The sequence below is a fragment of the Ligilactobacillus ruminis ATCC 27782 genome (assembly GCF_000224985.1).
GTDB lineage: Bacteria > Bacillota > Bacilli > Lactobacillales > Lactobacillaceae > Ligilactobacillus > Ligilactobacillus ruminis.
Genome location: NC_015975.1, coordinates 1,334,275 through 1,354,240, shown reverse-complemented (window position 1 = coordinate 1,354,240; position 19,966 = coordinate 1,334,275). Strand labels below are relative to the sequence as shown.

Below are 19,966 nucleotides of genomic sequence, written 5' to 3'. Positions count from 1 at the left end.
AGATATCATATGAACAATACTGCAATCAAGAAAGTAGAAAAAAAGCAATCAATTAAACAAGCTTCAAGGAAAAATCAGCAAAAACTGGTTTATCAAATCGACGTGATGTCAGTCAAGATGTTTTTGATGTCGGCAATCGTTGCAATCGTAATCTTGGTTGTTGCAACAACAATTATCAGCATGAACAACAGGATTACAAAGACTCAAACGGAAATTGCAAAGATTGAGCAGAAGACAAAGGCACTGAACAATGAAAATGAAGATTTGAAGCTGAAAGCTGCTGACCTGATGAGCAATTCGCGTTTGGAGAAGATTGCTGAGAAAGCAGGTCTCAATTTGAACGATAATAATATGAGGAATGTAAAATAAATGAATAAATATGGAAAACGGCGGATGGCTGAGAAAAGGGATGTACAAAACCAGCGTGATTTCGGAAAATATTTTGCGCTCATTGTAGTGATTGTCTTTACGGTCTTTATCGGGCGTTTTCTTTATATTGCCGTGACGAAGAAAGTGTCCGGCAACAATCTGGTTGAAATCGCAAATCAAACGTATCATGAAAAGAGCACGCTCAAGGCCAGCCGCGGAACGATCTACGATGCTTCAGGCCAACTGATCGTTGAAGATACGAAAAGGTATTCGATCTACGTCGTTCTTTCTAAAACGGCAGTTGCGTACGGTCAGAAGCTGTATTTAAAAAACAGCGATAAAAAAAAGGCTGCAGAGATTTTGCATGAATATTTGGGAATGGACGTTGACAAGTTGCTGTCATTGTTCAGTCAGCCGAAGTATCAGGTCGAACTCGGAAAAAAGGGACAAGACATTTCTCTTTCAACAAAGAATCAAATTGTTAAAGAAATGAAAAAAAGCAAAATTACCGGAATCAATTTCAGTGAATCGACTGATCGAATGTATCCAAACGGAATTTTTTCATCTCATTTGATTGGCGTCATTTCCAAAGACAGCAGCGGGAATTTATACGGCACGATGGGACTTGAAGCACTTTATGACAACTATCTCAAAGGAAGAGACGGTTATGACATGCGCTCAACAGACAGTCACGGAATCAAACTTTCCGGGATGAAAAGCAGACTGGTCAAGGCAAAAGACGGCGACAACATCTACACGACGTTTAATTCACGGGATCAAAGCTATCTCGAAAGCCTCCTGAATAAAGCGCAGGAAACCTATCATCCTAAATCGATGAATGTGGTGCTGATGAATGCCAAAACGGGGGCAATTCTCGCAGCAAGTCAACGGCCGACATTTAATCCTCAGACAAGAGAAGGAATTGAAGATCAATGGAAAAATACCTTGATGGAAGATACTTACGAGCCGGGATCCGTCATGAAGATTCTAACCATGTCTGCAGCCATCGACAGTGGAAATTATAATGAAAACGAATATTTTAAATCAGGATCAATGAAAATAGGCAACAGTCAGCGGGTCAATGACTGGGAAGTTGCCGGTTGGGGATACTTGAACTATCGTCAAGGGTTCATTCGTTCCTCAAATGTCGGAATGGCAAAGCTTGAGCAAAAGATGGGCGCAAAACTTTGGGAAAAATACATTAAGAAATTCGGCCTTTTGAAATCTACTGATTCAGGGCTCAGCAGCAACGAGTCCAGCGGAAGCATCGAGTATAAATATCCGATCGAGCAAGCCAACACTGCATTTGGCCAAGGCATCAACGTCACCGTCCTTCAAATGATGCAGGCTTTTTCTTCCGTGGCAAACAACGGTGAGATGGTAAAACCGTATCTTATTGAAAAAATCGTCAATCCGACAAGCGGAAAGACGATCAAAACAGACAAAAAGACCGTCGTAGGTCATCCAATCAAAAAGTCAACGGCAGAAAAGGTTCGCGACATGATGCAAGACGTCGTAAACGATCCTAACGGAACGGGCAATGCTTACAAAATCAACGGATATGATATTGGCGTCAAAACAGGTACTGCTCAAATTTCCGGAAACAACGGGTATTTGACCGGGGAGACGAATTACATCTTTTCGGTTGCGGGGATGGCACCAATCAAAAATCCTCAATACGTGCTTTACGTGACGATGAAGCAGCCGGCGGGATTCGGAGGAAAAACGTCAAGCGAGATGCTTGCAACGATTTTTAACCCGTTGATGAAACGAGTGCTTGATGAAAGCCAAAACGAATCGACACCAAGCGAAGCAATCGATGTTAAAAGCGTTGTCGGCCAAGAAACGGGAAATGCCGTTAAATCGTTTTCAGACAAAGACTTGGTAGTGACCGCAATCGGAAATGGTGCTAAGATTATAAAGCAGTCTTCTGATGCGGGCGAAGAATTGCTGCCCGGGCAACGGATAATTCTCGTGACTGATTCGGGACAGACGTTGCCAGACTTGAAAGGATGGACAAAATCAGATATGTTTAAACTGAAGAATCTGCTTGGCATCAATGTCAAATTCAAGGGATCCGGATTTGTCGAAAATCAAAGCGTCAAGCCCGGAACCAAGATTGCTGATATCAAAGAGCTTACAGTAGAATTGAAGTAGTGAAAGAGGGATAAAATGTTAGCAAGCACACTAATTTCCGAAATAAAATTCAAAGTCGTTTCTCCGAAAAATTATGACGATTTTGAAGTTTCGAGTCTTGTATCCGATACGCGAAAAGTTGAAGAGAACAGCATCTTTGTAGCAATCAAAGGATACACGGTGGATGGACACGAGTTTATTCCGGAGGCAATCAGAAAGGGCGCCAAGGCAATTGTCGTTCAAGAAGAAATAGACGATATCAAAGGCGTAACGATTGTTCGTGTAAATAATACCAATCGAGCTTTGGCTATTTTGGCCGATAAGTTTTATGGATCTCCTTCAAGTTCGATGAAGGTCATCGGCGTAACCGGAACAAATGGAAAAACGACCGTAACCCACATGATTGAAGCAATTTTCAGAGATCAAAAAGATCGGACCGGATTGATTGGAACCATGTATCGCAGAATCGGAGAAAAAACTTACCCGACTGCGAACACGACTCCTGACATCTTGACGTTACAAAAGACTTTTGCAGAAATGAAAAAGGAAAACGTCAAGGCCGCTGCAATTGAAGTTTCCTCAATTGCCCTTATTCAAGGGAGAGTATGGGGAATTGACGTCGATACTGCGGTCTTTACCAATTTTACGCAGGATCATTTGGACTACCATAAAACGATGGCAGAGTACGCGCACGCTAAAAGCCTGCTGTTCGCTCAGTTGGGAAACACTTACGGAAATGATAAGACTGCCGTCATAAATATTGACGATGAAATGGGGAAGAATTTTGCTCAGGATACCTCAGCTCAAGTCTTGACTTACGGAATTAAAAATGATGCGATGATCAAAGCGTCAAACGTCAAAATTCATTCTCAGGGAACCGATTTTGATTTGAAAGTTTTTGAAGATGAGTACCATTTACACGTCAAAACAGTCGGAATGTTTAACGTTTACAATCTTTTAGCAGCCTTCGGGGCGGCCTATGCAAACGGAGTTTCCATACATGCAATCATTGAAAGTCTGGAGAAATTTCCCGGCGTCAAAGGCAGATTGCAACTGATTTCTTCTGACTGCGGCATTAGCGCAATCGTTGATTATTCGCATACTCCGGATGGGTTGCTTAATGCCCTGGAAACAATTAACGAATTTGCTTCAGGCGATGTTTATTGCGTTGTCGGATGCGGAGGTGATCGCGATGCGACAAAACGTCCAAAAATGGCTCAGATAGCCGTTGAATATAGCAATCATCCTATTTTTACGTCAGATAATCCAAGAACTGAAGATCCTGAGAAGATTCTCGATCAAATGCTTTCAGGGGTTCCCGAAAAAAACGTCCCGGTCTACCTTGACCGCAGGGAGGCCATTCAGGCTGCCGTAAATGCGGCAAATCCTGGTGATATCATTTTGATTGCAGGCAAAGGCCATGAGGATTATCAAATTATCGGGCATACGAAGCATCACTTTGATGATGCTGAAAAAGCCACAAAAGCTTTGGACAGCAGGGAAGGAAGATAGCATGACCATTTTTCAAATATTGACGAGCGCGTTGTCAAGTTTCATTTTAACCGCTCTGTTTACGCCGTTATTCATTAATTATGCGCATAAAAAAAATCAGGGACAGATGATCAGAGAAGAAGGTCCGAAGTGGCATCAAAAAAAATCAGGAACACCGACGATGGGCGGGTTCGTATTCAATATTGCGATTCTGATTACGGGATTATGGGTGCCACTTTGCTTTGATCATTTAACGCCCGTTGTTTTGGCCTTGGACGTAACTTTGATTTTATACGGATTGATCGGTTTTTGGGATGATTCGATCAAACTCTTAAAAAAACAAAACGAAGGTTTTACTCCTGGGCAGAAATTATTGTGTCAAATTATCGGTGCTTTGATTTTTTTGGCATTTTACCATCATGAAAAATTACCGTATTCGTTGGCCTTTTTTGGACATGAAGTCCAAGTTGGATTGATTGTTTATGGATTATTCGTTATTTTCTGGCTGGTCGGCTTTTCAAATGCGGTAAATCTCACTGACGGATTGGATGGTCTTGTATCCGGTCAAGCAATTATTGCGTTCGGGGCTTATGCGATCATTGCCTATCATCAAAGGCAATATGACGTCGTCATCTTTTGTTGGGCCGTGATTGGTGCCTTGCTTGCATTTCTTGGGTTTAATCACAAGCCGGCCAAAATTTTCATGGGAGATATGGGCTCTCTTGCGTTAGGCGGTGCGTTGGCGGCAGTTTCAATCATGGTTCATCATGAGATGCTGTTGCTTTTAATTGGCATTATTTTTGTTTGCGAGACATTGAGCGTTATTTTACAGGTTGCTTCATTCAAATTAACCGGCAAACGAATTTTTAAGATGAGTCCGATTCACCATCATTTTGAATTGTGCGGTTGGAGCGAATGGCGCGTCGATTTGACTTTTTGGGCTGTCGGTCTCATAGCGGCCGTGATCGGCGTGCTGACAACAATCTGAATTTTATAGGAGTCATTTAAAATGAAAGATATAAAAGATTATCAAGGTAAGAACGTTTTGGTCGTTGGTTTGGGAAAAAGCGGAATCAGTGCAGCTTATTTGTTGAAAAGACTTGGCGCAAACGTTACGATCAACGATAAGAAAAAGCTTGAAAACGAAGATCAGCTTGCAGCTTTTTCAAAAAGAAACATTAAGTGCGTTACGGGTTCTCATCCCCTCGAGCTTTTGGACGATACCGATTTGATCGTTAAAAATCCAGGGATTCCGTACGAAAATGAGCTGATTTCTGCTGCGGTCGAAAGAAACATTCCGATTATAACGGAACCGGAACTTGCGTATCGAATTACCGAATCGCAGCTTATCGGAGTTACCGGAACAAACGGAAAGACAACAACAACAACGATGATTGCGCTCATGCTCAATCAAAATCGTGAAGAGGGCAAAGCTTACACGTGCGGTAACATCGGCATTTCTGCTGCCAAGGTTGCGCAAGAAGTCGGAGAAAAAGACGTAATGGTGACCGAACTGTCCAGTTTTCAGCTGATGGGCATTGAAAAGCTCAGACCTCATATTGCAGTTTTGACCAATATTTATGAAGCGCATACCGACTATCACGGATCGAGAGAAAATTATGTCAAAGCCAAGATGAGAATCGTGAAGAATCAAAAAGAAGACGATTACTTTGTCGTCAACTGGGATTCTGAAGAATGGCGCAATCTTTCCAAGCTGACAAAGGCCAAAATCGTTCCGTTTTCACGTCAAGACACGACTGAAGAAGGGGCATACGTCAAAAACGGAGTGATTTTCTTCAGAGGAGAAGAGATCATGCATGTTGATGAAATCAAGGTTCCCGGTTCACACAACGTTGAGAATGCTTTGGCAGCAATTTCCGTTGCCAAGATTGAAGGCCAAAGCAACGAGAATATTGCCGAGGTTTTAAGAACGTTTTCCGGTGTTCGTCACAGAACACAGTACGTGACGACCTTTAACGGGCGCAAATTTTATAATGACTCCAAAGCAACGAATATGGAAGCAACTGAGAAGGCCTTGTCAGGTTTTGAAAATCCGGTCGTTTTGCTATGCGGGGGATTGGATCGAGGCTTTACTTTCGAGCGACTCGTTCCGTATCTTAAAAAGCACGTCAAGGCAATGGTCGTCTTCGGACAGACGGCCGATTTATTGGAGGAAGCAGGCAAGCTTGCCGGCATTGGTCAGATCGAGCATGCAAAAGATTCCTCAGCCGCCGTTTCAGCTGCTTATGAGATGAGTTCTGAAGGAGATATCATCTTGCTTTCTCCTGCCTGCGCAAGCTGGGATCAGTGGCCGACGTTTGAAGCGCGCGGGGATGCATATATTGAAGAAGTCGAAAAATTGACACGGGAGGAAAAATGATGCGTTTGTTAGTTTCTGGCGGCGGGACGGGTGGACATATCTATCCTGCACTGGCATTGATTGAAGATTTGAAGGAAAAAGATCCGACGGCTGAAATTTTGTATGTCGGAACGAGCAGGGGACTTGAATCAAGAATCGTTCCTGATGTCGGAATTGATTTTAAAACAATTGAAATTCAAGGATTTAAGCGTTCGCTTTCTTTGAAGAATCTCAAAACGATTTATCTTTTTTTAAAGAGCGTTCATGATTCAAAGAAAATCATTAAGACCTTCAAACCGGATGTTGTTGTCGGAACGGGCGGATATGTTTGCGGTTCAGTTCTTTACGCGGCTGCCAGGATGAAAATTCCGACGGTGATTCATGAGCAAAACAGCATCGCAGGCGTTACGAACAAATTTTTGGGACACTTTGTCGATAAAATCTGCATTTGCTTTGATCATGCAAAAGATGATTTTCCGGAAAAGGAAAAAATTGTCTTTACGGGAAATCCTCGAGCACAACAAGTTGTCAAAATCAAAAAGTCGGATCGACTGAAAGAGTTCGGTCTTGATCCTTCCAAAAGGACTGTCTTGATTTTTGGAGGTTCACGCGGAGCAAGAAGAATCAACGAGAGTGCGCTCGAAGCAATCAAATATTTTAAAGGACAGCCATGGCAGGGTCTTTTTGTCACCGGGCGCGTTCATTATGACAAGATTATGGCAAGCCCATCGGCAAAAGATTTGCCGCAAAATGTTGCAATCGTACCCTATGTTAACGACATGCCGTCGATTTTGCCTGAAATTTCACTGATTGTTGGACGGGCAGGTGCAACGAGCCTGGCTGAAATCACCGCACTCGGGATTCCGTCAATCCTGATTCCGAGTCCTTACGTTACGCACGATCACCAGACTTATAACGCGATGAGTCTGGTTGAAAAGAAAGCGGCTTTGATGATCAAGGAAGCAGAACTTGATGGCCAAAAGCTGTTTGATGCCGTTTCTGAGCTTGAAAATGATGCAGAATTATCAGAAAAGATGGCGTCAAATGCAAAAGCTGCCGGCGTTCCCGATGCTGCTGATCGATTGCTCAGCGTATTGGAATCTCTTGTGAGATAATAACGATTAGGGAGGAGCAAAATTGTTTAAAAAAGAAAATAACAAGAGCTCCTCGTCGAAGTTTAAAAAATGGAGGAAGCTGCAAGAAAAACGTCGACTTAAGCATGAAAAAGTGCAGCACGTTGGACGATATCATCCGGATCCTGGCTTGAAGATGACGAACTCTATTCAAAAAAGGCGTTTATTTCGAAAAACGATTCCGCTGCTGACGATTTTTGGATTGACTGCGCTTATTTCGCTTTATTCGATTATGCCGATCAGCCGTTTGGCGTCATTAGACGTTTCTGGCGGCGACAAGCAAACGAAAATCGCCGTCATCAAGGCAAGCGGACTTAACTACTATGAATCGCTTTTTTCGATATGGCCCGATAAGTCAAAAATTGAAAAACGAATTTCGGATAAAGTCGGAAACGTCAAATCGGTCAAACTTAGCATCAGTCGATTCAATCACGTAAATTTAGCAATCACGGAATATCGAACCATCGGATATGTGGAAAGAGACAACTTGTACTATAAGCTTTCGAGTTCCGGCATGACTGTCAATTACGGCGTTGAAGATTTTGACGGCAGCTACCCTGTATTTTACGGCTTTAACAACAATCGCAGGTTGCTAAAGGACATGGCTCTTCAAGTTGACAGCATCGACAAGAAAGTCCGCGGGTGCATCTCTGAAATTCACTTTGAGCCATCCAAGGTTGATCCGGAAAGGGTTCACGTTTATATGAATGACGGAAATGAAGTCATTGCGCAAATTTCGACATTTTCCAGGAAAATAAACTATTATCCTCAGTATACTGCCAAAATGAAATTTAAAGGAATCATTGATTTAGAAGTCGGAGCTTACGCATATCCTAAAAATTAGAGAAAATAATTGAAGTTTAATTTAAAAAAATTTGATAATTGTATTGACAAACAAGAAATACTTGATTTTTTGTGGTAAAATTATACCATATGGATGGATTTGTATATTTAAAATGTTACAAGATTATTAAAGGGAGGCAAATCGATGGATAATTCTGGTACTTATGTCGGTTTAGACATCGGCACAACATCAATCAAAGTGGTGATTGCCGAGTATGCGAAAAACCAGATGAACATCATCGGTTATGGCAATACCCGCTCTGCAGGGTTGAATCGTGGGGTAGTCGTCGATATTGATCAGGTGGTCCAGGTAATCAAAGAAGCAGTTGACCAGGCCAAAGAGAAAGCATCGCACCCGATATCAGAGGTAAGCGTAGGCGTGCCTGCGAATCTCTTGTCGATTGAACGCTGCAAGGGGATGATTGCTGTTGGAAAAGATGATGGCAATTCAAAGGAAATCAGCGATAAAGACGTCAGGAGAGTAACCGAGGCAGCGTTAGTCCAAAATCTGCCTCCTGAACGCGACGTGATCGATATCGTTCCTGATGAGTTCGTCGTCGACGGTTTTGACGGAATCAAAGATCCGCGCGGAATGGTTGGCGTCAGAATGGAAATGCAAGGGATCATGTATACTGGTCCGAAGACTATTTTGCATAATATTAAGAAGTGCGTCGAAAGGGCAAACCTCAAAGTTCGTGATTTGGTCGTTGCGCCTCTTGCATTGGCGACCGTTGCTTTGACTGATGGGGAACAGGATTTCGGAGCAATTTTGATTGATCTTGGCGGCGGTCAGACGACTGCCGCAGTCGTTCATGATCATAAACTGAAGTACACTTACGTCGATCAGGAAGGCGGAGATTTCGTTACGCGCGACATTTCGATCGTTTTGAATACTTCAATTGAAAATGCAGAGGTTTTGAAACGCAATTATGGTTATGCGACGACTTCAATGGCATCTCCAGATGACGTCTTCCCGGTAACCGTCGTTGGACAACAGGAACCTCAAATGGTTAATGGAATGCAGCTTGCCGAAATTATTGAAGCTCGCATGCGGCAAATTTTTGAAAAGCTCAAAGACGATTTGGAAGGGATCAAAGCTTTTCAGCTTCCAGGCGGTGTCGTGATTACCGGTGGTTTGGCTGCATTGCCGGGAATCAAAGAATTAGCAGAGGAAGTTTTAGGCGTGCACGTTTCGATTTATGTTCCGCAAGAAATGAATTTGCGGATACCGTCATTTTCTCAGGTAATCGGAATCGTCGATTATATTACCCATGAAAGTGAAATTGAACGAATCGTTCGTCATACTCTTGACGATCAGGATGAATTCTTAGTTTCAGAATCTGAAGAGCATAAGGACTATGATAACGAATATCATGAAAAAGAGACAAACGGATACGACGAAGAATATTTAGAAGAACAGGATTCAAATCAAGACAAAAGCTCATTTGCCTCTAAGATAGCTGGATTTTTTAAGAGCTTCTTTGATTAACGATGATTGAATGACGGAGGATTTTATTATGGACTATTCAATGGATGATACGGAAACATTAAACAGTGCAACTATCAAAGTAATCGGCGTTGGCGGTGCCGGCGGAAACGCCGTCAATCGAATGATTGAAGATGACGTTAAGGGCGTCGAATTCATCGTGGCCAATACTGACGTTCAGGCACTCAAAAGCTCACGTGCCGAAACGAAGATTCAGCTTGGACCAAAATTGACGCGAGGACTCGGTGCAGGCTCAAATCCCGACACGGGCAATAAGGCCGCTCAAGAAAGCGAAGAAGCTATTTCTCTGAAGCGCTTGAAGGTGCAGACATGGTCTTTGTTACGGCCGGCATGGGCGGCGGGACTGGTACCGGTGCTGCTCCGATCGTGGCTAAAATGGCCAAGGATCAGGGAGCATTGACGGTCGGAGTTGTTACGCGTCCGTTTACGTTTGAAGGACCGAAGCGTGCCCGTTTTGCCGCTGAAGGTCTTGCACAGCTCAAAGATCAAGTGGATACGCTGGTTGTCATTGCCAACAATCGCTTGCTTGAAATTGTTGATAAAAAGACCCCTCTTCTGGAAGCGTTCAAAGAAGCGGATAATGTTTTGCGCCAAGGCGTGCAAGGCATCTCTGATTTGATTACTTCGCCGGGAATCGTCAACCTTGATTTTGCGGACGTCAAAACCGTTATGCAAAATCAAGGATCGGCTTTGATGGGAATCGGGACCGCAACTGGTGAAAATGCAGCGGCTGAAGCTACGAAGCAGGCAATTTCTTCACCGTTGCTTGAGGTTTCGATTGACGGTGCCGAAAACGTTTTGCTCAATATTACGGGTGGACTCAACTTATCGCTTGTTGCAACGGAAGAAGCTTCGAATATCGTTTCTCAAGCAGCAACAAAAGATGTCAACATCATCTTTGGAACGTCAATCAACCCTGATCTTGAAGATGAGGTAATCGTGACTGTCGTTGCAACCGGAATCGATAAAAAGGAAAAGCAGGGAAAGAAAAACGGCATTCGTCAGGAAACTCCTTCTGACGTTAATCAGGCCAAAAAATCTGATCCTTTGAGGGATTGGGACATTACGCGCGAAATTAACGGGGTATCCAAGTCTCCGGTTCGCGGGAACGAATTTGAAAATGTTGAGAAAAAAGAGTTCAACGTTTTTGGTTCAAATTCTGACTTTAGCGATGGAGACGATGATCTCAGCATGCCGCCATTTTTGAATCACAGAAATAATCAATAAAGCTGATTTCAGTCAAAAAATGATCAAAGGAGGGATTTCTATGAAAATAAGCGAATTTTTCAGATCGGACGAATATGATGAGGACGAAACCGATTATGATGAAGAAGATTATCGCACGGCACAGGCTGAAACCCAGGGCAACGGTTCCAAAGTCATGGAATTGGTCAACAAGAATCATGAAAAAAAAATCATGCTTTTTGAGCCTCGCATTTTCTCAGATGTGAAGGCAATTGCACAAAGATTGTTGGACGGACAGGCTGCGGTCGTTAATTTTCAAAGAATCGATGACGGGCAGGCCCATCGCGTGGTTGATTTCTTATCTGGGGTAACTTTTGCAATTGACGGAAAAATCCAGCGAATCGGCGAAAAGATTTTCCTTTGTACGCCTGATGATTTTATCGTTGAAGGCAACTTGACTGATACGAGACAAGATGATGAATTTAAAATGCGAGGTATTTAATTGCTTACACTATTAGTAGTTGATATTTTTAGAGTTTACGAGTTTTTGATTGTTGCATATTGCCTTCTTTCATGGTTTCCTGGGGCATATGAGAGCAAGATCGGTCAGCTTTTGATAAAGTTGTGTCAGCCATATCTTGATCTCTTTGACTTTATTCCCCCGATTGCCGGAATCAGTTTTTCTCCGATTGTCGCTTTAATTGTTTTGGAGTTTGCCGAAAAAGGCGCGTTGTTCTTGATGAGAATCTTTGGAATATATTGATCGGAGCAGCAAATGGATGGAATATATCAGCATTTCAGACCGGAAGAAGCATCGGTCATCGATAGCCTAAATGAAGCAATCGTACGTGCAAAAGATGAATACCGCCCGATTTTGACTCATTTTTTGAATCCGCGGCAGCATTTTATTGCAGACGTGCTTATCGGACGTTTCGATGACGTTAAGCTGAAAACGTTTGGCGGCTTTTTAGGAAGCGAAAGAAAAAGAATTTTGTTTTATCCGGAATATTACGAACCCCAAGACAATGATTTTTCAATGTCGCTTCTTGAAATCAACTATCCCGTCAAGTTCGCCAAACTGGAACATCGGACGATTTTAGGCACGCTTGCAAACTGTGGCCTTGAACGCGATGTCATAGGCGACATCATTACGGACGGCACTAAGTGGCAGTTTTTTTGCGAAAAGGAAATTGAGCCGTATCTGCTTGAAAATATCGACAAAGTCGGCAAGGTCAAGGTAAAGCTTGGGGAAATTCCACTGCAAAATGCAGTGTCTCCAATTGAAGAATGGGATCATGCAACGGTTATCTTGAGTTCGCTCAGATGCGACGTGCTGATTTCTTCGGTGTACAATCTTTCAAGGAAACATGTAAAAGATCTTTTGCAGACCAATAAAGTGTCGTTAAATTGGATGATTTTTTCAAAAGCTGATTTTGAGATCAGAGTCCATGACGTTTTATCCGTGAGAGGATATGGGCGAGTAAGGATGGACGAACTCACCGGTGTTTCTAAAAAAGGCAAATTTATAGCAAAAGTTTCTGTTTTGAAAAAATTACGATAATTTTGGAGGTGAAGGGGAATGGCATTAACCCCATTGGATATTCACAATAAAGAATTTGATGTAAAGCTTCGCGGCTATGACAAAGATGAAGTCAATGACTTTTTGGATCAAGTCATCAAAGACTACGAAGCTGTGCTTAAAGAAAACGATCATTTGACTGAAAGCTTGAAGCAGAGTCAAGAAAAGCTCAAGTATTTCAATGATTTAAAAGACTCATTGAATCAGTCGATTATCGTTGCGCAAGAAGCGGCTGATAAGGTTAAAGCTAATTCCCAACGAGAAGCCGAAATTATCAATCGTGAAGCCCAAAAGCAAGGCCAAGATATTATTGACCAAGCAAACGATAAAGCACGCCACATCATCGAAGAGGCCTCAAAAAAGGCCAAGAAGCTGGCACTTGAAACCGATGATTTGCGCAAGCAGGCAAGAATTTTCAGACAAAAGCTCCAAGTCATGATGGAATCTCAGCTTGAAGTAGTTAAGGGAAGCGAATGGGATGAAATTTTGCAACAAGGCGAAACAACGAGCTACGAAGCAATTCAGGAAGCAATTCGTCGCGATGAAACTCTTGACAAAGAGGCCGCTAAAGAAGTAAAATCATTCTCAAACGACAGTGAAGATGATGTTTATTATCAAAACGCCGTTGAAGACGGCGAAGTTGACGATAGCGAAGAAGCTGATGCTGTCGTCGTTTTCCCAGAATCAGACGTTGATGCTGGCGGTCAGCATTTTGCTGATGAAGCAGAAGAAAATATGTAAAATTTTATGAGAACGCAAGCGTTGCGTGAGATGCAAAAGCGAGTCGACGAAATGGTGAAAGGTCGATTGTTTTGATGCAATGCTTATCATCTCGGTTTTGCTCAGCTGAATCAAAGTAAGCTGAGTCGGGTGGTGCCGTTATTGACCCAAAGGGAGTCATTGATTTGATTCTGAATTTGGGTGGTACCACGAAAACTCGTCCCTGTTGGGGCGGGTTTTTATTTTTTGATGAAACAAGCATCAAAATCTGTTTTGGAAAATAAGATTAAGAAAGGATGGCTGTTTATACAGCGGGTGTAACATGAGAGTTAAAGATACATTGAACTTAGGCAAGACCAAATTCCCAATGCGCGGTAATTTGCCTGTTCGTGAAGCAGAACGCCAAAAAGATTGGGAAGAAAACAAGGTTTACGAACGTCGTCAAAAATTAAATGAAGGCAAGCCTTCATTCGTATTACATGACGGACCTCCATATGCAAACGGCAAATATTCATATGGGACATGCAATGAACAAAATTTCAAAGGATATCATCGTTCGTTCCAAGTCGATGATGGGCTTTAGAGCTCCTTACGTTCCCGGCTGGGATACTCACGGCCTTCCAATCGAACAACAATTAAAAAAAGCAGGCGTTGATCGCAAGGCGCTTACAGTCGCCGATTTTCGCGAAAAATGTCGCGAATATGCTTTGAAACAAGTTGAAGGGCAAAAGAAAGATTTCAAACGACTTGGAATTGCGGGAGAATGGGATAACCCATATTTGACACTGCATCCTGAATTTGAAGCTGCGCAAATTCGCGTTTTTGGCAAAATGGCAGAAAAGGGTCTGATTTACAAAGGCTTGCGTCCCGTATACTGGTCATGGTCATCTGAATCTGCGTTAGCAGAAGCAGAAGTCGAATATCACGACGTCGTGTCACCATCTGCATTTTACGGCGTACAGGTCAAAGATGGCAAGGGAGTTCTTGATACGAACACATACCTTGTCGTATGGACGACTACTCCTTGGACTATTCCGGCTTCTGAAGGCGTAACGGTTGATGCCAAATTCGACTATGCGGTTGTTAAACCGGAGGGCGATGATCGCAAATTTGTTTTGGCTGCAGAACTTGTCAAAGAAAATGCCGAACGATTTGGCTGGAAAAACTATGAAGTTCTTGAAACGTTGAAGGGTGCTGACCTTGAGTATGTCACGGCACGTCATCCTTTCTATGACGACAAGGAACTTTTGACGATGATCGGTGATTTCGTAACGCTTGATGCAGGTACCGGTTTGGTTCACACGGCTCCCGGCTATGGCGACGATGATTACAAGGTCGGAATGAAGTACGGCTTGCCGATTTATGCACCTGTCAACGATCAAGGATATTTGACGGATGACTGCGGCCCTGATTTTGCCGGCGTTTTCTATGATGATGCAAATGAAGTATCTTTGAAGAAACTTGAAGAAGCAAACGTTTTGCTTAGGCAAATGGATTACGAGCACAGCTATCCGTTCGATTGGAGAACGAAGAAACCGATTATTTTCCGTGCAACTCCTCAATGGTTTGCATCTGTCGACAAGATTCGTTCAGAAATTCTTGATGCGATTGATGAAGTCAAATTCTTGCCTGATTGGGGCAAAGTTCGCTTGCACAACATGATTCGCGATCGCGGCGATTGGGTAATTTCGCGTCAACGCGTTTGGGGCGTTCCGCTGCCGATTTTTTATGCGGAAGACGGAACGGCAATCATGGACAAAGAAACAATTGAGCATGTTGCAAAATTGATTGAAAAATACGGTTCGAATATTTGGTTCCAACGTGAGGCGAAGGATCTTCTTCCGGAAGGATATACGAATGAGCATTCTCCAAACGGCGAATTCACAAAAGAAATGGATATTATGGACGTTTGGTTTGATTCCGGTTCTTCTCATCAGGGTGTTTGCGCACAGCGTGACTATTTGACCTATCCGGCAGACATGTATCTTGAAGGGTCCGACCAATATCGCGGCTGGTTCAATTCAAGTTTGATTACAAGCGTTGCCGTTTCCGGTCATGCTCCATACAAGCAGATTATTTCTCAAGGCTTCACGCTTGACGGAAAAGGACGCAAGATGAGCAAGTCACTTGGCAACACGATCGTTCCGAGCGAAGTCGTTGACAAGATGGGAGCTGAAATCATTCGCTTATGGGTTCTCAGCGTTGATACTTCGGCTGACGTTCGTGTTTCGATGGATAGTTTCTCGCAAATTTCTGAAAGCTACCGCAAGTTCAGAAATACGATGCGTTTCATGCTGGCCAACACGACGGATTTTGATCCTGCTGAAAATACCGTTGCATATGATGATCTTGAAGCATGCGACAAATACATGGAAGTCTTGGCCAATAAGTTCACGAAAGAAATTCTTGATGACTATGCAAACTATAATTTTATGGACATCTATAAGAAATTGATCAACTTCCTGACAACTGATCTTTCAGCATTTTACCTTGACGTTGCAAAGGATGTCGTTTACGTTGAAGCTGAAGATTCGCACAAGCGTCGTTCGATGCAGACGGTACTTTATGACGTCTTGGTTCGTCTGACGAAACTCATGACGCCTGTTTTGCCGCATACGACTGAAGAAATTTGGGAATACCTAAAAGAACCTGAAGATTATGCTCAACTTGCAGAAATGCCGGAAGTTGCACACTATGACGGTGAAGTTGAACTTTTGGAAAATTGGAAACGATTCATGAAAGTTCGTTCTGACGTCTTCAAGTCATTGGAAAACGCACGCAATGAAAAGCTGATCGGCAAGTCATTTGAAGCCCATGTCGAACTTTATGTTTCGGATGGCGTCAAAGCCGAACTTGAAAAGCTTAATGCAAACGTTCGTCAGTTACTGATTGTTTCCGCTTTGGACGTTTTGCCAAAGGACCAAGCTCCAGAGGATGCTGATGATTACGATGAAATCAAGGTAGTAGTCAAGCATGCCGATGGCGAAGTCTGCCCACGCTGCCGTCGCACGACGACAACCGTCGGAAGCGATGCACGTTTGCCGCAATTGTGTGATGAATGTGCCAAAGTTGTTTCCAAAAATTACCCTGAAGCTTTGACTGAAGGATTGGAATAGTTCGCTTTTCGGTTAATGTCGGAAAATTGACGAAATCAGACAAGTATTTTATCAAAATCTAAAAATTAAAGCAAAGCAGCTGAGAATCAGAAATTTGTTCTCAGCTGTTTTCTTTTTTACGCTGACGAGGCGATTGACGCTGAATTTTGCAAAAACATGAAAATATGTGCGACATGAAAATATGTGCGACAACTTTGCCGAAAAGCCACATAGATGATAAGATATATTCAGAAGAATTTTCGTAAAAGAGGTAAGCCCATGGAATTAATCAAAGTTCATGGTTCAGGAAATGATTTTTTCATTTTGGATCAAGAAAAACTTGGAAGAAAAATATCTGAAACGGAGCTGAAACGGCTAGCAATCAAAGTCTGTGATCGCAAGCACGGTTTTCACGGCGGAGCGGACGGAATCTTATGCGTCTTGCCTGAAACACGTGACGATGTTTTGGGGAGAATGCGCGTCATCAATGCAGACGGAAGCGAAGCAAGCATGTGCGGCAACGGTCTCAGAACGGTTGCGCGCTATCTAAGCGAAAAAAACGGCAAGAAATCTTTTAAAGTCGCAACGATGTATGCCGATCTTGAAGTCGAGCAGGCAAATGAACTCGCACCAGGAGTAAAGACTTTTTCGGTTGAGATTTCACCGGTCAGTTTTTCGGCTGATGATTTGAAGATGCACGTCGGTAAAGAAGAATTGCATGAAGATAAATTGGAAATGCTGTCTGGTGAATTGAAATTCAGTGCAGTTGCCGTGCCCAACCCGCACCTGATATCATTTGTTGATCATGAAACGCTTGTTTCAGAAGATCTCGGGAGAATTGCTTCGTATCTGAATGACGGAAAAAATGCTTTATTTCCAGACGGAGTAAACGTCAGTTTTGTTGAAATTCTTTCGGAAAACGAAATTTTCGTTAGAACGTATGAAAGAGGAGTCGGATATACGAATGCGTGCGGAACGGCAATGTCTGCTTCCAGTCTGATTTATGTGCTCGAAAAAACTGACGGAAAGGGATTTGAAAAAACCTTGTCGGTAAAAAATCCTGGCGGCATGGTCAAAACGATCGTTCATCGAAAAGAAGACGGGAACTACTTCATGTCTTTGATTGGGAACGGGACTTTTGTCGCAAAATGCACGGTTTCATTGGACGAAGCGCTTCTTGGCGATTTTTCGGCCGCAACTTGGGAAGAAACAGGCGAGCAGGCAAGCTATGAGAAATTTGTCAAGAAAATTTGCGAATAATTTTTGGAGGAATCAGAATGAATTTTGAAGAAAAAGTATTATCAACTGAAAATATTTTTGATGGCAAGGTTATCAAGGTCGATAAAGAAACAGTTGAACTTCCGAACGGGAAAAAAGCTTTTCGCGAAATCGTGAGACATCATGGCGCGGTTGCGCTGATTCCGATTACTGACGACGACAAAATCGTAATGATTAAACAATGGCGTGAGCCGATGCGAAAAGTCACGCTTGAAATACCTGCCGGAAAAATCGAACCTGGAGAAGAAAGCGATCCCCTTCAAACGGCAATTCGCGAGTTGAACGAAGAAACTCGGTATGAGGCAGAAAACATCGAGCTGGTCACTCCTTTTTATACTACCCCGGGATTCAGCGATGAAGAAATCTATCTGTATCACGCTTCAGGATTAAAGCCGGTTTCAACTGAGCTTCCGCAAGATGATGATGAATTTCTTGAGCTTGTTGAGCTGACTTTGCCGGAAGCAATGTCTGCGATGAAAGAAGGGCTCGTTTGCGACAGCAAGACGATCATGGGTCTTTTGTTTTGGCAATTGATGCAATAATTGAGGAATAAGATGAGCGATAAAGACAACGAAAGAGAATTTTTTGATCAGGACAGGGTCGAACCTTTGAGACGATCGGACAGAAGGCACCGGCAAAAGTTCGCAAATCCTTTCCGGAATGTACGGAAAAAAGATAATTTTCAAAACGAGTCGCAGCATTTTGATGAGCAGAAAGATTCAGTGAGCAGAAGTCGGGTGCTGGCGGAAAATCATGAAAACATGGTTGAGAAAAAGACGAAAAGTTTGAAGAAAAAACTTGATATTGCCATTGTTTTCTTAATTGCGGCAATTATTTTGGCCTTTTTATTCATGCGATTCGTTAATTTTTAATTATGTCTAGCCGGAAATCCCGTGACTTTAGCCATGGGATGGATAGGCCCTATCAAACTTTGCAAGGAGCTTTTTTCATCTCATTATATTTTTGATCGTTTATATATTTCTCGACTGTTTCTTTACTCATATTACCTGACGTGTTCATGTAGTAGCCAGGCGACCATAAATGACCATCCCAGGATTGGGACCGCCGAATTTCCGGGTGTCGACGCAATAAAATAAAGGCGCTTCTGCCTTTGAGCGCTTTGATGGCGTTCCTTTCTCGGCATATTGACTTATAAATCAGATCCTTATGGTCATCAATTCATCAAAATCAGCCCAAGAAATACTACTCAAACGTGTCACGACTGCGGCTTTGTGATGGGGACTAATGATACTAAAAAGCTAACCTTGGCTGGTCGTGAACGGACGTGTCCTGACTGTGGCACTCGCCATATTTGTGACTGGAACGCCGCTAAAAATATTCTTGATAAGGGAATAGCTAAACTATCCTGGCTTATCTGTCTCTATGGCAACCTGGGGACATAAAAGACATTGGTAATTAGACGATCGCTGCTTGATCACGGCTTCGGCTGGTCAGGCAAGTTGTTTGTATCTATGTAAATTGTGGTCTGAAATCCGTTAGGGTTCATAGCTCACAAGCTGCTGACTTTAGTCGGTGGTGGTTGACTGCTTAAAGCGATGAAGGGAAATGATAATATGCGTTACGGAATCATCTGCGCAATGGATGAAGAGTTGAAAGACCTGCTTGAAAATTTGGAAGATCGAACTGATAAAAAGGTCGGCGGCACTGAATTTTATACGGGAAAAATCAAAGGGAAAGAAGTTGTTTTGGTACGTTGCGGAATCGGCAAGGTCCAGTCAGGCATTACGACGGCGTTGATGATTGTCGAATTTAATGTCGATTGCGTCATCAACTCCGGCTCAGCCGGCGGAATCGGGAACGGGCTGCATGTTGGCGACGTTGTTTTGTCAACCGGTGCTGCGTACCATGACGCTGATGCGACTGCGTTCGGATATAAAAAGGGACAGCTTCCGGGCCAGCCGCAAATTTTTGAAGCCGATAAGAAACTTGTTTCAAGACTTGAGAAAGCAGCCCAAAAAACAAATCTGAACGTCAAAACAGGTTTAATCGTCACCGGTGACCAATTTGTCAGTTCCGATGAAGCAATTGCTCAAATCAAGGCAATTTATCCTGACGCGCTTTGCTGCGAAATGGAAGGAGCTGCCATTGCGCAAGCGGCATATCAGCTTAGGACACCGTTCGCCGTCGTCAGGGCAATGTCTGATAACGGCAATGGCGACGCGGCACAATCATTTGACGAGTTCATTATTGATGCAGGCAAGCGTTCGGCCAAGATGATCATGGCTTTGCTTGCGGATTAGGGGGCGTTTT

15 protein-coding genes and 4 pseudogenes are annotated in these 19,966 nt (G+C 43.1%); 18 read left to right on the top strand and 1 reads right to left on the bottom strand.

What is annotated here, in order from left to right:
* Positions 1-9 precede the first annotated feature (9 nt).
* The 16 genes and pseudogenes from ftsL (at position 10) to LRC_RS06680 (ending at position 18,237) form a co-directional block, all read left to right on the top strand.
* Positions 10-369, top strand: a complete 360-nt coding sequence (gene ftsL / locus LRC_RS06755; RefSeq protein WP_014073724.1) for a cell division protein FtsL — start codon at positions 10-12, stop codon at positions 367-369.
* The gene (locus LRC_RS06750; RefSeq protein ID WP_014073723.1) at positions 370-2,526 is read left to right on the top strand and encodes a penicillin-binding protein; all 2,157 of its coding nucleotides are present in this window, start codon (positions 370-372) and stop codon (positions 2,524-2,526) included. It abuts the gene before it with no gap.
* A 15-nt stretch (positions 2,527-2,541) separates the two neighbouring features.
* Entirely contained in the window at positions 2,542-4,017 is a 1,476-nt protein-coding gene (locus LRC_RS06745) for a UDP-N-acetylmuramoyl-L-alanyl-D-glutamate--2,6-diaminopimelate ligase (protein WP_014073722.1), read from the top strand.
* A gap of 1 nt (position 4,018) precedes the next feature.
* Positions 4,019-4,984, top strand: coding sequence for a phospho-N-acetylmuramoyl-pentapeptide-transferase (mraY, locus tag LRC_RS06740; protein WP_041820025.1), 966 nt, complete (start codon positions 4,019-4,021; stop codon positions 4,982-4,984).
* A 21-nt stretch (positions 4,985-5,005) separates the two neighbouring features.
* Positions 5,006-6,376 carry a UDP-N-acetylmuramoyl-L-alanine--D-glutamate ligase gene (murD, locus tag LRC_RS06735; protein WP_014073720.1) on the top strand — a complete coding sequence of 457 codons (1,371 nt, stop codon included), beginning with the start codon at positions 5,006-5,008 and terminating at the stop codon, positions 6,374-6,376.
* On the top strand, positions 6,376-7,470 hold the full coding sequence (gene murG / locus LRC_RS06730; protein ID WP_041820022.1) for an undecaprenyldiphospho-muramoylpentapeptide beta-N-acetylglucosaminyltransferase: 1,095 nt from the start codon (positions 6,376-6,378) through the stop codon (positions 7,468-7,470). The genes murD and murG overlap by 1 nt, the downstream gene beginning before the upstream one ends.
* 22 nt (positions 7,471-7,492) lie before the next feature.
* Positions 7,493-8,332 carry a cell division protein FtsQ/DivIB gene (locus LRC_RS06725; RefSeq protein WP_014073718.1) on the top strand — a complete coding sequence of 280 codons (840 nt, stop codon included), beginning with the start codon at positions 7,493-7,495 and terminating at the stop codon, positions 8,330-8,332.
* Positions 8,333-8,476: 144 nt separating this feature from the next.
* Positions 8,477-9,820, top strand: a complete 1,344-nt coding sequence (gene ftsA, locus LRC_RS06720; RefSeq protein ID WP_014073717.1) for a cell division protein FtsA — start codon at positions 8,477-8,479, stop codon at positions 9,818-9,820.
* A 28-nt stretch (positions 9,821-9,848) separates the two neighbouring features.
* Positions 9,849-11,065, top strand: a pseudogene (gene ftsZ, locus LRC_RS06715) (cell division protein FtsZ).
* A 19-nt stretch (positions 11,066-11,084) separates the two neighbouring features.
* Positions 11,085-11,525 (top strand): cell division protein SepF, encoded by a 441-nt coding sequence (locus LRC_RS06710; protein WP_014073716.1) that lies wholly within the window; start codon positions 11,085-11,087, stop codon positions 11,523-11,525.
* A complete protein-coding gene (locus LRC_RS06705) occupies positions 11,526-11,786 on the top strand; it encodes a YggT family protein (protein WP_014073715.1) in 261 nt (86 codons plus the stop codon).
* A 12-nt stretch (positions 11,787-11,798) separates the two neighbouring features.
* The gene (locus LRC_RS06700) at positions 11,799-12,584 is read left to right on the top strand and encodes a YlmH family RNA-binding protein (RefSeq protein WP_014073714.1); all 786 of its coding nucleotides are present in this window, start codon (positions 11,799-11,801) and stop codon (positions 12,582-12,584) included.
* An 18-nt stretch (positions 12,585-12,602) separates the two neighbouring features.
* A complete protein-coding gene (locus LRC_RS06695; protein WP_003694364.1) occupies positions 12,603-13,343 on the top strand; it encodes a DivIVA domain-containing protein in 741 nt (246 codons plus the stop codon).
* A 301-nt stretch (positions 13,344-13,644) separates the two neighbouring features.
* Positions 13,645-16,438, top strand: a pseudogene (gene ileS / locus LRC_RS06690) (isoleucine--tRNA ligase).
* 258 nt (positions 16,439-16,696) lie between these two features.
* Positions 16,697-17,677 carry a diaminopimelate epimerase gene (gene dapF / locus LRC_RS06685; RefSeq protein ID WP_014073713.1) on the top strand — a complete coding sequence of 327 codons (981 nt, stop codon included), beginning with the start codon at positions 16,697-16,699 and terminating at the stop codon, positions 17,675-17,677.
* A 17-nt stretch (positions 17,678-17,694) separates the two neighbouring features.
* On the top strand, positions 17,695-18,237 hold the full coding sequence (locus LRC_RS06680; RefSeq protein WP_014073712.1) for an NUDIX hydrolase: 543 nt from the start codon (positions 17,695-17,697) through the stop codon (positions 18,235-18,237).
* A 382-nt stretch (positions 18,238-18,619) separates the two neighbouring features.
* On the opposite strand, the pseudogene LRC_RS10645 reads toward LRC_RS06680, so the two are convergent.
* Positions 18,620-18,826, bottom strand: a pseudogene (locus LRC_RS10645) (transposase); the annotation flags it as partial.
* Here LRC_RS10645 and LRC_RS10640 point away from each other — a divergent pair.
* Positions 18,820-19,098: pseudogene (locus LRC_RS10640) on the top strand (zinc ribbon domain-containing protein); the annotation flags it as partial. The pseudogenes LRC_RS10645 and LRC_RS10640 sit on opposite strands and share 7 nt — an antisense overlap.
* A 171-nt stretch (positions 19,099-19,269) precedes the next feature.
* Positions 19,270-19,956, top strand: a complete 687-nt coding sequence (locus LRC_RS06670) for a 5'-methylthioadenosine/adenosylhomocysteine nucleosidase (RefSeq protein WP_014073710.1) — start codon at positions 19,270-19,272, stop codon at positions 19,954-19,956.
* The last annotated feature ends 10 nt before the right edge of the window (positions 19,957-19,966 follow it).

Excerpts from the sequence above, each read along its gene's own strand:
- LRC_RS06670 (WP_014073710.1), top strand. The coding sequence starts at position 19,270 with ATGCGTTACGGAATCATCTGCGCAATGGATGAAGAGTTGAAAGACCTG.
- murG (WP_041820022.1), top strand. The coding sequence starts at position 6,376 with ATGCGTTTGTTAGTTTCTGGCGGCGGGACGGGTGGACATATCTATCCT.
- LRC_RS06695 (WP_003694364.1), top strand. The coding sequence starts at position 12,603 with ATGGCATTAACCCCATTGGATATTCACAATAAAGAATTTGATGTAAAG.
- ftsL (WP_014073724.1), top strand. The coding sequence starts at position 10 with ATGAACAATACTGCAATCAAGAAAGTAGAAAAAAAGCAATCAATTAAA.
- ftsA (WP_014073717.1), top strand. The coding sequence starts at position 8,477 with ATGGATAATTCTGGTACTTATGTCGGTTTAGACATCGGCACAACATCA.
- murD (WP_014073720.1), top strand. The coding sequence starts at position 5,006 with ATGAAAGATATAAAAGATTATCAAGGTAAGAACGTTTTGGTCGTTGGT.
- LRC_RS06710 (WP_014073716.1), top strand. The coding sequence starts at position 11,085 with ATGATCAAAGGAGGGATTTCTATGAAAATAAGCGAATTTTTCAGATCG.
- LRC_RS06745 (WP_014073722.1), top strand. The coding sequence starts at position 2,542 with ATGTTAGCAAGCACACTAATTTCCGAAATAAAATTCAAAGTCGTTTCT.
- dapF (WP_014073713.1), top strand. The coding sequence starts at position 16,697 with ATGGAATTAATCAAAGTTCATGGTTCAGGAAATGATTTTTTCATTTTG.
- LRC_RS06750 (WP_014073723.1), top strand. The coding sequence starts at position 370 with ATGAATAAATATGGAAAACGGCGGATGGCTGAGAAAAGGGATGTACAA.
- LRC_RS06680 (WP_014073712.1), top strand. The coding sequence starts at position 17,695 with ATGAATTTTGAAGAAAAAGTATTATCAACTGAAAATATTTTTGATGGC.
- LRC_RS06700 (WP_014073714.1), top strand. The coding sequence starts at position 11,799 with ATGGATGGAATATATCAGCATTTCAGACCGGAAGAAGCATCGGTCATC.
- mraY (WP_041820025.1), top strand. The coding sequence starts at position 4,019 with ATGACCATTTTTCAAATATTGACGAGCGCGTTGTCAAGTTTCATTTTA.